We start from the raw sequence: 14654 nt of genomic DNA on the forward strand, positions 1-14654 counted from the left end.
CGGGCTAGCGGCGGTTCGGGGCCGGGTCGGGGCCGGCCGGGATCCATTCGTGCACGCGGATCTCGTCGCCGACGTGAAGGGTGCCTTCGGCAAGCACCGCGGCCTTCATACCGAAGCTGACCCCGCCGCCGTAGTCGGGCTGCCGCCGGTACGACGCGAGCGTCCGGGTCGGCTCGGGACCACGTTTCTCGCCGGTCGACTGGTCGACGGTCGGAACCGCGCAGCGGATCGAGCGGGCCGAGTAGCCGATCTCGACCGAGCCCGCGGACATCCGCAGGACCTTGTCCTCGGTATGCGGTTCCGGCCAGCCGGCCACGACGATGTTCGGGCGGAAGCGGTTCATCGGGATGGCGTCGCCACCTCGCTCGACGATCCGCTCGTTCAGCCCGTCCAGCGACGACAGGGACGTGATCATCAGCGCGTGCGCGTCGCCGAACCCGGTCTGGCCGCGATGCACACCCCAGCCGGGCCGATCGTGCTCGGGCGTCACCCGGACCAGCGCGGCCGGCTTGCCGAGCCGCTCGGTGAACCACTCGTCCGCGGCCGGGTCCTGGACGACACCCAGCCCGAACCATTTGCCGAACAGGCTGACGTCGCGCCGCTTGCCGTCGTACTGGATCGGGATCTCGAGGTCCGGGGCGCCGGGGCCGGATAGCCGGATGACATCGCCAGCGAGCTCCGCGCGCAGTGCTGCCATCATGGGCAGGCTGCGTTGACTGAGGAACGTGCCGTCGGGCTCGACGAGCATGAAGCTCCGGTCGTTCCGCAGTCCGGCCGGCCCCACCTCGACCTGATCCACGGACACCCCGGAGAGCCCTTTGACGGGGTAGTAGGTCAGTGCGGCAACCCTCGCGACGGACATTGGCCAATCGTAACTTGACTACTGTCACTTGATTTGTTTGTTCATGTTGAATTATGTTTGATCGCGAGGAGGTCGCCATGGACCTGGAAGCATTCGCGAGCGCCCTGCAGCGCGTCCGGCGGCAGGCCGGCCTGACCTATCGAGAGCTTGCCGATCACGCGCACTACTCACACGCGCACCTGGTCCGCGCGACCAGCGGCCGGCAGTTGCCGTCCTGGGACGTGACGACCGCGTTCCTGACCGGTTGCGGTGTGCCGGACGAGCTGCTCCCGCTGTGGCGACGGCACTGGGAGGCCGCGAGCCGCGATCCCCAGGACGTGAGCGAGCTACTGCGAACAGCACAGACACCCGAGCACCTCGGCGCAGCCCTGACCGCTCTCGCCGGGCCGCGATCGCTACGGACCCTGGCGCGGCTCACCGGCATCCCCCGGGCCACCATCCAGGCGTGGCTCCGCGGCACGCGGCTGGCTCAGCGCGACCGCCTCGACCAACTCGTCCGCGCGCTCGGCGCGACGGCGGAGGAGCGCGCCGCGTTCGCCGGCACCCTCGACCGGCTCAGCTCCGGAAGACTGCGGGCGGCGCCTGCGGCGTGACGAACCCTTCGGCATCACTCAGCGGCGCCGCCTTCCCGGCTAGCTCGCTCAGCGGCATCACGTCGTACGGCGGCTGGGCCCGGCCGCCGGCCGTGGTCAGGTCGGGGACGGGCTGGGGCGACGCGACCAGGATGACGTTCCCGAATCCCTTGCCCCGCAGGATCTTCCGCTCCGCGAGCACGACACCGTCTCCGATCACGGCCCGCACGGTCGCCGCCGTACGACGGATGAACGGCAGGCCGGCGGTTCCGTCGATCAGGTTCGCGACCAGTACGCCGGTGGGCCGCAGGACGCGGGCGCATTCGGTGAAGAACTCGGTGGTGACCAGGTTCGCCGGGACGGCCTCGTGCTCGAACGCGTCCAGGATCAGCAGGTCCATCGAGTCGTCGTACAGCTCGGTGATCCCGGCCCGGCCGGTGACGCCGCGCACCTTGATGCCGGAGCGCTTCGGCAGCGGCAGCACCTCGCGGACGAACTCGGTCAGGTCCTCGTCGGGTTCGAGGACGATCTGCCGCGAGCGGGGGCGCGTCGTGGCGACGTACCGCGGCAGGCTGAGCGCCGCGCCGCCCACGTGCACGACGGCGACCGGCTGACGCCGGGGCGCAACCGCGTCGACGACGTCGCCGATCCGGCGCATGTACTCGAACGACAGATGGGCGGGATCCGCAAGGTCGACCTGAGACTGCAGGGATCCGTCGACCCGCAGCACGAACGTGCCGTCGGCCGCTGCCTCGACGCTGGCGATCCCGGAGCCGACCCTGTGTTCCACCCGCCCATCCTTTCAGCTAGCGGGCCTCAGCCTCCTGCGCCACCGCGATGTCGGTGTTGTCGGTGAACAGCCCGTCGACCCCGGCCTTCCGGTACGCCGCGATCTCGCCGAACAGATTGCCCGAGTCGGTCTGCACCGCGGAGCTGTCGAACTCGGCCGGGAGGAAGGAGTTCTCGACCCGGAACGTGTACGGGTGGACGACCAGGCCGGCCCGATGCGCGTCGGCGACCAGGCTGGTCGGCTGACCGAGCTTGCCGGCCGCGTCGAGCGGGATGATCTGGTCCTTCGAGGGACCGAGGCCGTAGGCGTACTTCGCGACCTCGCGGAGACCGGACGCGCTGACGATGTCGGCGTACGTGCGCTTGTCACCCGCAGCGACGAAGTCGTACGGCGCTCCGGCGGAGCTCGTCAGCTGGACCAGCGGGACACGGAGTTGCTTGTGCAGGGCCTTGAGGTTCGACACCTCGAAGGACTGCACGAACACCTTGGCGTCCTTGCGGTTGAGGCCGTTGCGGTCCAGGACCTTCACCAACTCGGGCTCGAGCGCCAGGCCCTGCTGCTGGAAGTAGGTCGGATGCTTGGTCTCCGGGTAGATCCCGATCGGGCGGCCGAGTTCCTTGCTGAGGCGACGGCTGAGGTCGATCACTTCCTGGAAGGTCGGGATCTGATAGTGCCCGTCGAAGACCGTGTTGTGCTGCCGGATCGCCGGGATCCGCTCCTTGGCCCGCAGCGTCCTCAGCTCGGCCAGCGTGAAGTCCTCGGTGAACCAGCCGGTCACCGCGACGCCGTCGAGCAGCTTCGTCTTCTTCCGGCCGGCGAACTCCGGGTGCGCCGCGACGTCCGTCGTACCGCCGATCTCCGGCTCGTGCCGGGCGACCAGCACCCGGTCCTTGGTGGTCACCAGGTCGGGCTCGATGTAGTCGGCTCCCATCCGCGCCGCCAGCTCGTACGACGCCAGCGTGTGCTCAGGCCGGTAGCCGGAGGCCCCGCGATGCCCGACGATGACGAAGCTGTCGCGGTGATGGGTGGCTTCGACGGTCTGGGACTGTGGGACGAGGAACGAGGCGGCGAGGGCGAGAGCCGAGGCCGCTACCGGTACGAACCGGCGGGGCAGCACCGTTCGCTTCATGAAAGTCTCCTTACCTGTCAGGAATTGGAGTCAATCTCGGGTACGGCGGCGGCCCCTCGACGTACGCCGAATGGACGCTCGATGAATGATGCATCGGGATGTGAGCTATTCCGCGCGGCCCCAGCGTTGGGCTGGGGCGCGGGGCTTGCTAGCGTCCGAAGCACACAGTCGATGAGTTCTAGGAGCGTGTCGTGAGCACTACACCGGTGAAGGTGGCCGTTACCGGGGCCGCTGGTCAGATCGGCTACAGCCTGCTGTTCCGGATCGCGAGCGGCGCACTGCTCGGGCCGAACACGCCGGTCGAGCTGCGGCTGCTGGAGATCACCCCGGCGCTGAAGGCGCTCGAGGGGGTCGTGATGGAACTCGACGACTCCGCGTTCCCGACGCTGGCCGGCGTGGAGATCGGCGACGACCCGAACGTCATCTTCGACGGTGCGAACGTCGCGCTGCTGGTTGGCGCGCGGCCACGGACCAAGGGGATGGAGCGCGGCGACCTGCTCGAGGCGAACGGCGCGATCTTCACCGTCCAGGGCAAGGCGCTGAACGAGCACGCCGCGGACGACATCCGGATCACCGTCACCGGCAACCCGGCCAACACCAACGCGCTGATCGCGAAGAGCAACGCGCCGGACATCCCGGCCGAGCGGTTCGCCGCGCTGACCCGGCTGGACCACAACCGCGCGCTGGCCCAGCTGGCGAAGAAGACCGGTACGCACGTCACCGACCTGAAGAAGATGACGATCTGGGGCAACCACTCCGCGACCCAGTACCCGGACATCTTCCACGCCGAGGTGGCCGGCAAGAACGCGGCCGAGGTCGTGAACGACCAGAACTGGCTGGAGAACGACTTCATCCCGACCGTGCAGAAGCGCGGCGCCGCGATCATCGAGGCGCGCGGCGCGTCGTCGGCCGCCTCCGCCGCGGCCGCCACCATCGACCACACCCGCGACTGGCTGCGCGGCTCGGCCGACGGCGACTGGCTGTCGATGGCGGTCGTCTCCGACGGCTCGTACGGCGTCCCCGAGGGCCTGATCTCCTCCTTCCCGGTCACCACGAAGGACGGCAACTGGGAGATCGTCCAAGGTCTCGAGATCGACGACTTCTCCCGCGGCCGCATCGACGCCAGCACCACCGAGCTCGGCGAGGAGCGCGACGCAGTCCAGGCGCTCAACCTCCTCGGCTGACCAAACAACACACCGCGTGCCCCGGGCTTTTGCCCGGGGCACGCTGGACCTCCGGGGTTGCGTCTGCCCTGCTATCGGAGCGGGTAGGCGCCGATGACGGTCAGGTCGGTGATGTTGCCTGCGGCATCGATCAGCCGGTCAGCCACTCACCGTTTGATGTCTGGACCAGACCCAAAGGTTGCGGGAACCGGCTGCCACGGCATGAAGTTGCCTGCTTACTCGCTGTGGCTATCGTTAAAGCGCCGCGGGTGGTGCGACCGACGCGTCCGCCTGGCCGGAACGGACCAGTGCGTCGGCGACGAAACCGTCGGCCTTGAGCTCCTCGACCAGACCGTGGAGGTAGGCAACCGTCTCGGGAGTGCGCGTCTTCGTGGTGCCGACGGCCTGCCGGATCTCCATGAATCGTTCGTCGATCAGCCGGACATCTGGGTTCTCGGCAACGAACCGCGCGATCGGCTGCCGGATACCGGCGGTCGCCTCCAGCCCCTCGGTGCGGAAGATGTCGACCCCTTCGTCACCTCGCACAACCGTTGCCTGCTGCAGCGTCCGGGTCAGGTACAGGTCGTACGCCGATCCCTGCTTGACGCCGATCCGGACACCAGGGCTGTCCACCTCGGCGACCGCAGTCAGCGCAGAGTCCGCCGGAACGGCGAAGACCCCTTCGATCACGACGTACGGCGCGGTGAACGCGACCTCGCCGGCCCGTGCGGGGTCGATCGCCAGGAAACAGATGTCCGCCTGCCCGGAGGTCATTGCCTCGAAGGACTTCCGGGCCGCGTCGAAGCAGACCAGCTCGAGCGGAACGTCGAGTCGCCGCGCCAGCTCCCGCGCGATATCGACGGTCACGCCGGCCGGCTCCTCCGGCGTCCCCTGCGCCAGCACCGGATTCCCGAGATTGATGGACGCCCGCAACACCCCGGACGGCGCCAGATCCTCACGAACACTCGTCATACCCGCGACCTTAGTCGGCGGTGAGGAGGCGTACGCCGAGGGTGGCGACCAGGAGCTCAGTTCGGGACGATGAGGCCGAGGGTGGCGATGGACAGGCCGACCAGGACGAGGAGCGCGGTGTCGAACATGCGGCTGCGGACGTGGAGGAGGCCGGCCGCGTTGTCGCTGAGGAACGCGCGGAGGAAGCCGGCGAGGACGACGCCGCCGGCGAACACGAGTACGCCGTTGCGCCAGTCGTAGAACGTGAGTACGACGAGGCCGGTCAGGCCGACCAGCAGCGACAGCGCCAGAGGCCATTCGCTCCGGCGTCGAGCCTCTCCCGCCATCAGCACGTCACGCCCGCTTCGGTCGGCCGGGTCATCAGGCCAGGCTCGCTTCGGCGGCCTCGACGACGTTCGTGAGCAGCATCGCGCGAGTCATCGGGCCGATGCCGCCGGGCATCGGGGCGATCCAGGCCGCCTGCTCGCGGGCGGCGGGCTCGATGTCGCCGACGATCTTGCCCTCGGCGCTGCGGCTGGTGCCGACGTCGAGCAGTACGGCGCCCGGCTTCACCATGTCCGCGGTGACCAGCCCGGCCGATCCGGCCGCTGCGATCACGATGTCGCCGGTGCGGACCACCGCGGCGAGGTCGGTGGTGCCGGTGTGGCACTGCGTCACGGTCGCGTTCTCGGACTTGCGGGTGAACAGCAGCCCCATCGGCCGGCCCGCGGTCACCCCGCGGCCGACGACGACCACGTGGGCTCCGGCGATCGGTACGTCGTACCGCCGCAGGATCTCGACACAGCCCTTCGGGGTGCACGGCAGCGGACCGTCCTGGCCGAGCACGAGCTTGCCGAGGCTGACCGGGTGCAGACCGTCGGCGTCCTTGGCCGGGTCGATCAGGCCGAGGATCTCGTTGGTGTCGACATGCTTCGGCAGCGGCAACTGGACGATGAAGCCTGTGCACTCCGGGTTCTCGTTGAGCTCGCGAACCTTCGCGGCGATCTCGTCCTGGGTCGCGGTGTCCGGCAACTCGACCTGGATCGACGAGATCCCGACCGCCGCGCAGTCGCGGTGCTTGCCGGCCACGTACGCCCGGCTGCCCGGGTCGTCCCCGACCAGGATCGTGCCGAGCCCGGGCACCACACCCTGCTCGGCCAGCTTCGCGACCCGGACCTTCAACTCGTCCTTGATCGCCGCCGCCGTGGCCTTACCGTCCAGAATCTGCGCCGTCACGCCATCAGAGTCTGCCATGCGGCGGCCGGCCGTCCGACGCAGGTCCTGCAGACACCCGCCGATGTCTGCAGGACCTGACTGTCAGCTGATGAGTTTGTAGACAGTCGTACTGCCGACGGTTGTCGCGGTGTAGGTGGACTCGACCCAGGACTGGATCTGGCCGGCGGCGGACGAGTGGCCGCCGGCGCCGCCGCCTTGGCCGCCGGAGATGTAGTAGGCGATCTTGCCTTCGGCGACCCATTCCTTGAACTGAGCCAGGGTCGGCGCGTCGTCGCTGCCGCTGAAGCCACCGATCGCGATGACGGCCTTCCCGGTGGCAAGCTCGAGCGACGCCGCCGACTGAGACCCGCTCGTCGCCGCAGCCCAAGTCGTCGTGGTCTTGGCCAGTAGGGCAGTCAGCTCGCTGCTCGCAGAGGCGTCACTACCCTGCGGCTGGGTCGTTGTGGTTGAACCTGAGCGGCTGGGTGGGGTCCCACCAGATCCGCCGGGGCCACCGCCGTCGCCGGCGCGCATGCCGCCGCCCATAGCGCTGGTGCTCGGACCCGACGTCGGGATCGAACCGCTGTGCGTCTGCGAAGCCGTCGACACCGCGTACGCCGTACTCCCCAGACCGACCGACACCACGAGCGCGAGCACCACGGCCGGGAGCAACCGCCGCACGTACCGGCCGGCGATCACGAGCGCCGCACCGATCACGCCGGCCGCGAGTACGACGTACTTCGCCCACGGGACGAAGTCCGCCGTACGGGCGAGCAACACGTAGTCCCACGCGCCTGTTGCCAGCACCATCGCGGCCAGGGTCAGCCGCGCCGGCAGCAAGGCCCGTTGCTGCCAAGCGATCCACACACCCATGGCCACCAGCCCGGCGATCGCCGGTGCCAGCGCGACCGCGTAGTACGGATGCACCGTCCCACTCATGAAGCTGAAGACCGCCGCGGTCACGAGCAACCACCCGCCCCAGAGCACAATCCCGGCCCGCACGCGATCTGTCCGCGGTGCCCGACGTGTCAGCCACAAGCCGCCGACCAACGCGATCAATGCCGCAGGCAACAACCACGAGATCTCGGACCCGAACGCGTCACCGAACATCCGCGTGATCCCCGCGCTCCCACCGAAGCCGGTGTTCCCACCACCCCCGCCCCCGCCACCACCGTTGCCCTCGCCACCCAACAGTCGCCCGAGCCCGTTGTAGCCGAGCGCAAGCTCCAGTAGCGAATTGTTGGTCGACCCACCGATATAGGGGCGACTCGACGCGGGCCACAGTTCCACCAGCGCGACGTACCAGCCGGCACTCACGATCACCGCGCCCAACGCACCCAGCAGATGCAGCAACCGGCGACGCAGCGACGTCGGCGCCGCGATCAGATACACCAGTCCGAACGCCGGTAGCACCAGGAACGCCTGCATCATCTTGGTCAGGAACGCGAACCCGATCGCCACCCCGGCCAGCGCGAGCCACCGCGCCGACGCCTTGTCCAGCGACCGTACGACGAAGTACGCCGCCGCCACCATGAGCAGCACGAGCAACGCATCGGGGTTGTTGAACCGGAACATCAGTACGGCGACCGGAGTCAACGCGAGCGTGGTCCCGGCGATCAGCCCGGCCGCCGGCCCGGCGAGGCGCTTCACCGTCAGATAGAGCAGTCCGACGGCGGCGATCCCCATCAGCGCCTGCGGTGCCAGCACAGTAAAGCTGTTGAACCCGAAGATCCGGGCGAACGCGGTCGCGACCCACAGCGCAGCCGGCGGCTTGTCGACCGTGATCGCGTTGCCCGCATCGAGCGACCCGAACAGCCACGCCTTCCAGCTCTGCGTCCCGGCGAGCTCGGCCGCGGCGTAGAAGCTGTTGCCGTCACCGGAAGCGGTCAGATTCCAGAGGTAGAGGAAGGCCGTGCCGATCAGCAGGCCGAGTGCGGCCGGCCGGACGTACGCCGCTTGTCCGGCCGGCCCGCGGATGACCCGACGGACGCGACCCGGTGGACGCGCCGGCGGGTCGGGGCTCACGCTGTGGGTGCGGGGTGGGTCGAGCAGGCTCGTCATCGGTCGTCTCCAGTCACGTCGAGGGGTTCCACTGGAACGATGGCAAGCGGGTCTTCGGTCACCCTGCGCGTTCGCTGGGAGGTCGCTGTGAGCCGGGAATGCCCGCAGTCTTGCCGCGGTTGGGCCAGATAGTTTATTCTTGAACTACCCGAGCGAGGAGAAGACCATGCCCGCCGTGACCGTCAGCGACATCACTGTGCTGCCCCGCGTCCATCAGCCCGATCCGGCCGTCGCGCACGAGCGCGCGGTGAAGTCGGTGACGTCGGCGCCGAGCGGCTACGAGGGCGAAGGATTCCCGGTCCGGCGGGCGTTCGCCGGAGTCGATCTGCGCGACCTCGACCCGTTCATCCACATGGACCAGATGGGAGAGGTCGAGTACGCGCCGGGTGAGCCCAAGGGCACGCCGTGGCACCCGCACCGGGGCTTCGAGACAGTCACGTACATGCTCGACGGAATCATGGAGCACCAGGACTCCAACGGCGGTGGCGGTGTCATCTCCAACGGCGACACCCAGTGGATGACCGCCGGCAGTGGGCTCCTCCACATTGAGACCCCGCCGGAGCATCTGGTGCTGAGCGGTGGCCTGTTCCACGGCATCCAGCTCTGGGTGAACCTGCCGAAGGCACTGAAGTGGGCTCCGCCGCGCTACCAGGACATCCGCGGTGGTGACTCGGCCCTGCTGTCCACCCCCGACGGCGGTGCGCTGATTCGCGTGATCGCGGGCTCGGTCGACGGCCACGACGGCCCCGGCTCGACCCACACCCCGATCACCTTGGTGCACGCGACCGTCAGCCCCGGCGCCGAACTGGTGCTCCCGTGGCAGCCGGACTACAACGCGCTCGTCTACGTCCTCGCCGGTCAGGGCACGGTCGGCGCCGAGCGGCGCCCGATCCGCAAGGGCCAACTCGCCGCCTTCGGGCCCGGCGACACGATCCGTACGGCGGCCGGTACGACGCAGTCCCAGGCCGAACCGAATCTCGACGTACTGGTCCTCGGCGGCCGCCCGATCCGCGAGCCGGTCGCGATGGCCGGTCCGTTCGTGATGAACACCCGCGCCGAGGTCATCCAGGCCTTCGAGGACTTCCAGGCCGGCAAGCTCGGCAGCATCCCCGCCGTCCACGGCGCCCCGACGGAACTGCGCAGCACCGACTAGTCGTTGGCTGGACAACCTGAAACCCCGGATCTACCTTCAAAACAAGGGGATCCGGGGATTTCAGGGGGCATCATGTGGCGTTTCGGGAAACTTGCGCTGATCGTGTCCGCAGTGGCACTGACGGTCGCCGCGGCCGCACCGTTCCCGGCATCGATTCCGGTGCCGGTCGACTTCCAGCCCGAAGGCATCGCCACCGGGCCGTCGCACACGTTCTACACCGGCTCGCTCACGACCGGTGACATCTATCGCGGCAACCTCCGCACCGGAAAGGGAGCGCTCTTCGTCGATGCTCCGCCGGGGCGGTCGGCCACCGGGATCAAGGTCGAGCGGTCCGCCCACCGGCTCTGGGTGGCCGGCGGTGTGACCGGACACGCGTACGTCTACAGCACCCGGGACGGCTCGACGCTCAAGGATCTGGTGCTCAACCCGGCCGGCGACAGCTTGATCAACGACGTGATGGTGACCAAGTACGGTGCGTTCTTCACCGACACCTTCCACTCGGTGATCTACAAGGTCCCGCTCGGTCCGGGCGGCCGGATCGGCAGCCCGCGGACGATCCCGCTCAGTGGACCGGCGGCGGTCGTCGGCGAATTCCCGAACCTGAACGGCATCGCCGCCCCGAGTGACGGCCACGTGCTGATCCTCGGCCATTCATCGCGCGCCGAGCTGTACCTGGTGAATCCGTGGACCGGCTCGAGCCGGACCATCGCGCTGAGCGGCGGAGCCCTGACACCCGGTACCCCGGACGGCATCCTGCTCGACGGCCGGACGCTGTGGGTGGTGCAGAACTTCGCCAACCAACTGGTCGAGATCAAGCTCAGCCCGGATCTGAGTCGCGGCCGGATCGTTTCCACGACGTCCAATGCGCTGTTCCGAGTGCCGACCGCGGTCGCCGAGGACGGCCACCGGCTCGCCCTGATCAACGCCCGCTTCGACCTCGGCTTCCCGCCGCCGTTCGGCCCGGGCGCTCCGCCCGGCACCGACTTCAACGTGGTGCAGCTCGACAAGCCCTGATCAGCCCTCGGGGTAGAAGAGGAACAGGGTGCAGCCCTGGGTCGTCTGCGGGACGTGGGTCGACCCGGCCGGGCAGTGGATGAAGGAGCCGGCCGGGTAGTCGCGCGTACCGTCGTTGAACACGCCGTCCACGACGAAGACCTCCTCCGGTCCGGGGTCGTGGACGTCGATGCCCTCCCAGCTGGTCCCGGGGTCCATCTGCAGGACGTACGCCGCGGCGACCGGGCCGCGCCACAGCGGACGCAACCGGATCCCGGGGAAGAGCTCGCGTACGGGCGCATCGTGGACAGAGGCCGATTCGAAGGTCTGCATACCTCGATCATGCAGTTGTCCACAGGCTTGTCCCCAGTGTCTGGATAGTCCTGATCGGGTACTTTTCTGCCATGGGTCCGCATCGCGTCGTCGCCCTCGTGACGGCACCCCAGGCGAGCTTCGAGCTGGGGTGCGCGGCCGCGGTGTTCCGCGACGAGCGCTACCGCTTCAGCGTGTGCACCGACCGGCCCGGCGCGATCCGGACCACCGAGGGCTTCGACATGCTGGTCGCGTCCGGCCTGCGCGCTCTCGACCGCGCGGACACGATCATCGTGCCGGGCTGGTTGCCGATCGACCGGGAGCCGTCGATCGCCGTACTGCGTGCACTCGGCCGGGCGCATCGACGCGGCGCGCGACTGGTGAGCATCTGCTCGGGGGCGTTCGCGCTGGCCGCGACCGGGTTGCTCGACGGCCGCCGGATCACCACCCACTGGCGGATGGCCGACGACCTGCAGCGCCGGTTCCCCGCCGTCCAGGTCGATCCGGACGTGCTCTACATCGACCACGGCGACATCGCCACCAGCGCCGGCTCCGGCACCGGGATCGACCTGTGCCTCCAACTCGTCCGCAACGACCACGGCGCCGCGTACGCCGCGCAGGTCGCGCGGCGGATGGTGATGCCGCCGCATCGCGAGGGTGGCCAGGTCCAGTACCGGACCGAGGCTCCGCAGTCCACCCAATCCCTGGGCGTCGTGCTCGACTGGGCCACGGACCACCTCGGCGACCCGATCACCGTCGACGACCTGGCGGCGCGGCTCAACGTCTCACCACGCACCCTCGCACGCCGCTTCGACGAGCAACTCGGTACGGCGCCGGGCCAATGGCTCCTCGCTCAGCGCATCGCCAGAACCCGTGTCCTGCTGGAGGAAACCGAGCTTGCGGTGGAGACCATCGCGGCCCGCGTCGGGTTGTCCTCGGCAACCAACCTCCGCCGCCGCTTCCGGGCCGCCCTGCGGACGACGCCGAGCGCCTACCGCCGGGCGTTCCGGGCTCAGAAGTCACCGGAGTTGTCGAGGTCGATGTAGTAGGCGATCCGCGGGTCGTCCGGGTCGGCGCCGTACGTCTCGACGAAACGACGGGCGGCCGGCAGTCCGCCGTACTGGGGATTGAGCTCGCCGCGGAGGCTCTTGAACATCAGCGCGAGGTCGAGGTAGCGATCCCCGGTGCCGAGGCGGCTGAGGTCCAGGATGCCGGTGAAGCGCAGCGTCGACGGGTCGATGAAGACGTTGGGCGCCGCGTAGTCGCCATGCGTGACAGCGTCGCCGGCGCCCGGGAACGGCGAGCTGAAGGGGCAGTCGGTCAACTGGTCCAGCGCGCGCAGTCCGTCGGCGATCGCAGTCAGCACGCCCGGCCGATCGCGGGCCGGCCACGGCTGCGACGCATCGCGACCGCTGAGCTCGGTGGTCAGCAGCCAGTTGTTGCCGCGGTCAACGATCCGCGGGCACGGGAAGCCGGTCGCACCGAGCCAGGCCAGCCGGTCGGCCTCGGCGTCCAGGCCCGGGCCGGCCTTGTAGAACAGGCGTTCCGGGCCGCGATCGAGCCGGACGACGGTCGCCGCGGAGTTACCGAGGTGGATCGGCTCGGCCCTGTCGGCACCGAACCGATCCACCAGAGCATCAAGATCCACTCACCGAAGGTTACGGTGCAATGCCGAGATCAGCTCCCCATTTCCGGTGTCACCATCGAGCGACCAGATCATCGCGCCGCCGAGATCGCGCTGCGAGATGTACTGCGCCTTGCGCTTCATCTCGACCGGGTCGTCCCAGGTCCAGAACGTCGTACCGTCGAACAGCCAGGCGAACCCGGCCTTCTGGTCGCGGTAGACCGTGAAGTCGGCCAGCTTCGCCTTGAGCAGGCGGTAGTCCTCGGTGCCGGCTTCGTACGTCGCCGGTGCGGGACCGGTGGAAGGCTGGAACAGGCCGTGGTTCTGGTCCGTGACGCCGGTCCAGCCGTGGGAGTAGAACGGCACGCCCATCACGAGTTTGCTCCGCGGCGCACCCCGGGACAGGTAGGAGTCGATCGTCACCTGCGAGCTGAACTCCGGCGTGGTCGGATCACCCTTGGGTCCGTCGATCGCGGACTGCTGGTTCGTCAGCTGCTCCCACGGACCGTGGTAGTCGTAGCCCTGCGTCGTACCGAAGGTCAGGTCCTTGAACAGCTGGCGGACCTCGAAACCCTTGTCGATCATCGTGGGATTCGCCGGCAGGAACGCGGTCAGGTTGTAGAGACCGGGCCGCGACAGGCGGTCCAGCTGCTTGCGGTACTCGTGCACCAGGGCGGTGAAGTTCTGCTTGTCCTCGGGCCGGATCACGTTGCCCGGGTTGCCCTCGCTGGCGGGCCACTCCCAGTCGAGGTCGACGCCGTCGAAGATCCCCTTCGCCGCGCCCGCGGGCAAGCCGGGCAGGTTGCCCTTCAGCCACATGTCCAGGCAGGACTTCACGTGCGCGGCTCGCGACGCCGGCGTGAGTGCCGCGTCGGAGAAGTGCGCCGAGCCGGTCCAGCCGCCGAGCGAGATGCTGATCCGCAGCTTCGGGAACTTCTGCTTCAGCTGCTTGAGCTGGTTGAGGTTGCCGTTGAGCACCTGACCGGGCTCGTCGGCCGTGCCGTTCACGCTCTGCTCGGCGCTGAACGGGCGCTGGTAGTCGGCCCACGGATCGCTGCTCACGCAGTTCCCCTGGGCGTCGAGGAATCCGAACGCGTAGTTGATCTGGGTCAGCCGGGCGGCGGACCCGTTCTTGACCAGATCGCTGACCAGGAAGTTCCGGTCGTACCCACTCCAGTTGGTGTAGTACCCAACGACTCGCCTGCTGCTGTGCGCTTCGGCCGGTACGGCGATGGCCCCCGCCATCACGACCGCGGCCGTCACCAGCAGCCCCACACTCCGACGCTTCATCGAACCCCCATCGGACCACCTCAGCGGGACAGATGCGGTCACCCTAGGCCCGTTCCGATGATTTACACAATGTCTCTGCGAAAACTAGTCTGACCTGGTGATCAGACCCGCCACCGAGGCCGACGCCGACGTCGTCACAGCCATCGCCCAAGCGGCCTTCGAGCACTACATCCCACGCATCGGGGTCCCACCGATCCCGATGCTGCTCGACTACCCAGCTGCGATCCGCGCCGGCAAGGTCTGGGTCGCGACCGACGACGCCGTAGTCGCCGGCTTCGTCCTCCTGGAAGACGAGCCGAACGCCCTGCTACTCGACGTACTCGCGGTCTCCCCGGCGGCCCAGGGCCGTGGCATCGGCACGCACCTGCTCACCTTCGCCGAAACCGAGGCCCGCCGCCGCGGCTACACCCGCATCACCCTCTACACCAACGAGGCCATGACCGAGAACCTCACCTACTACCCCCGCCACGGCTACATCGAAACCACCCGAGAAACCATCGCCAACCGCCACCGCGTCTTCTTCCAAAAGACCCTGTGAG

At 68.8% G+C, this 14654-nt stretch carries 16 protein-coding genes; 6 read left to right on the forward strand and 10 right to left on the reverse strand.

The window, feature by feature from the left end; genetic code table 11:
• Positions 1–4 precede the first annotated feature (4 nt).
• The gene (locus tag OG876_RS06710; RefSeq protein WP_328523900.1) at positions 5–862 is read right to left on the reverse strand and encodes an MOSC domain-containing protein; all 858 of its coding nucleotides are present in this window, start codon (positions 860–862) and stop codon (positions 5–7) included.
• Positions 863–939: 77 nt separating this feature from the next.
• On the opposite strand from OG876_RS06710, the gene OG876_RS06715 reads away from it, so the two are divergent.
• The gene (locus OG876_RS06715) at positions 940–1455 is read left to right on the forward strand and encodes a helix-turn-helix transcriptional regulator (RefSeq protein WP_328523901.1); all 516 of its coding nucleotides are present in this window, start codon (positions 940–942) and stop codon (positions 1453–1455) included.
• On the opposite strand, the gene OG876_RS06720 is transcribed toward OG876_RS06715, so the two are convergent.
• Together OG876_RS06720 and OG876_RS06725 are read right to left on the reverse strand one after the other, a co-directional pair.
• Positions 1418–2224, reverse strand: coding sequence for a spermidine synthase (locus OG876_RS06720; RefSeq protein WP_328523902.1), 807 nt, complete (start codon positions 2222–2224; stop codon positions 1418–1420). The two genes, OG876_RS06715 and OG876_RS06720, sit on opposite strands and share 38 nt — an antisense overlap.
• Before the next feature lie 16 nt (positions 2225–2240).
• Entirely contained in the window at positions 2241–3353 is a 1113-nt protein-coding gene (locus tag OG876_RS06725) for a glycerophosphodiester phosphodiesterase (protein ID WP_328523903.1), read from the reverse strand.
• Positions 3354–3544: 191 nt separating this feature from the next.
• Here OG876_RS06725 and OG876_RS06730 point away from each other — a divergent pair, with 191 nt between their 5' ends.
• Entirely contained in the window at positions 3545–4537 is a 993-nt protein-coding gene (locus tag OG876_RS06730) for a malate dehydrogenase (RefSeq protein ID WP_328523904.1), read from the forward strand.
• A gap of 234 nt (positions 4538–4771) precedes the next feature.
• On the opposite strand, the gene OG876_RS06735 is transcribed toward OG876_RS06730, so the two are convergent.
• The 4 genes from OG876_RS06735 to OG876_RS06750 form a co-directional block, all read right to left on the reverse strand.
• Positions 4772–5488, reverse strand: coding sequence for a transporter substrate-binding domain-containing protein (locus tag OG876_RS06735; RefSeq protein WP_328523905.1), 717 nt, complete (start codon positions 5486–5488; stop codon positions 4772–4774).
• 56 nt (positions 5489–5544) lie between these two features.
• On the reverse strand, positions 5545–5814 hold the full coding sequence (locus OG876_RS06740) for a DUF3017 domain-containing protein (RefSeq protein WP_328523906.1): 270 nt from the start codon (positions 5812–5814) through the stop codon (positions 5545–5547).
• 34 nt (positions 5815–5848) lie between these two features.
• The gene (locus tag OG876_RS06745; protein ID WP_328523907.1) at positions 5849–6703 is read right to left on the reverse strand and encodes a bifunctional methylenetetrahydrofolate dehydrogenase/methenyltetrahydrofolate cyclohydrolase; all 855 of its coding nucleotides are present in this window, start codon (positions 6701–6703) and stop codon (positions 5849–5851) included.
• Positions 6704–6784: 81 nt separating this feature from the next.
• Positions 6785–8743, reverse strand: a complete 1959-nt coding sequence (locus OG876_RS06750; protein ID WP_328523908.1) for a glycosyltransferase family 39 protein — start codon at positions 8741–8743, stop codon at positions 6785–6787.
• A gap of 166 nt (positions 8744–8909) precedes the next feature.
• On the opposite strand from OG876_RS06750, the gene OG876_RS06755 reads away from it, so the two are divergent.
• Both OG876_RS06755 and OG876_RS06760 read left to right on the forward strand, forming a co-directional pair.
• On the forward strand, positions 8910–9896 hold the full coding sequence (locus tag OG876_RS06755) for a pirin family protein (RefSeq protein ID WP_328523909.1): 987 nt from the start codon (positions 8910–8912) through the stop codon (positions 9894–9896).
• 72 nt (positions 9897–9968) lie between these two features.
• Complete coding sequence (locus tag OG876_RS06760; RefSeq protein ID WP_328523910.1) at positions 9969–10910, forward strand: hypothetical protein; 942 nt, start codon at positions 9969–9971, stop codon at positions 10908–10910.
• Here the strand turns inward: OG876_RS06760 and OG876_RS06765 are convergent, their stop codons facing one another.
• Positions 10911–11222 (reverse strand): cupin domain-containing protein, encoded by a 312-nt coding sequence (locus OG876_RS06765; RefSeq protein ID WP_328523911.1) that lies wholly within the window; start codon positions 11220–11222, stop codon positions 10911–10913.
• A 71-nt stretch (positions 11223–11293) separates the two neighbouring features.
• Between OG876_RS06765 and OG876_RS06770 the strand changes: the two genes are divergently transcribed.
• Positions 11294–12247, forward strand: a complete 954-nt coding sequence (locus tag OG876_RS06770; protein ID WP_328523912.1) for a helix-turn-helix domain-containing protein — start codon at positions 11294–11296, stop codon at positions 12245–12247.
• On the opposite strand, the gene OG876_RS06775 is transcribed toward OG876_RS06770, so the two are convergent.
• Both OG876_RS06775 and OG876_RS06780 read right to left on the reverse strand, forming a co-directional pair.
• Positions 12214–12849 carry a phosphotransferase gene (locus OG876_RS06775; protein ID WP_328523913.1) on the reverse strand — a complete coding sequence of 212 codons (636 nt, stop codon included), beginning with the start codon at positions 12847–12849 and terminating at the stop codon, positions 12214–12216. The genes OG876_RS06770 and OG876_RS06775 overlap by 34 nt on opposite strands.
• Entirely contained in the window at positions 12850–14115 is a 1266-nt protein-coding gene (locus OG876_RS06780) for a glycoside hydrolase family 18 protein (RefSeq protein ID WP_328523914.1), read from the reverse strand.
• Between the two features lie 97 nt (positions 14116–14212).
• Here OG876_RS06780 and OG876_RS06785 point away from each other — a divergent pair, with 97 nt between their 5' ends.
• On the forward strand, positions 14213–14653 hold the full coding sequence (locus OG876_RS06785) for a GNAT family N-acetyltransferase (RefSeq protein WP_328523915.1): 441 nt from the start codon (positions 14213–14215) through the stop codon (positions 14651–14653).
• The last annotated feature ends 1 nt before the right edge of the window (position 14654 follow it).

It is taken from the genome of Kribbella sp. NBC_00359 (assembly GCF_036097425.1).
Taxonomy (GTDB): Bacteria; Actinomycetota; Actinomycetes; order Propionibacteriales; family Kribbellaceae; genus Kribbella.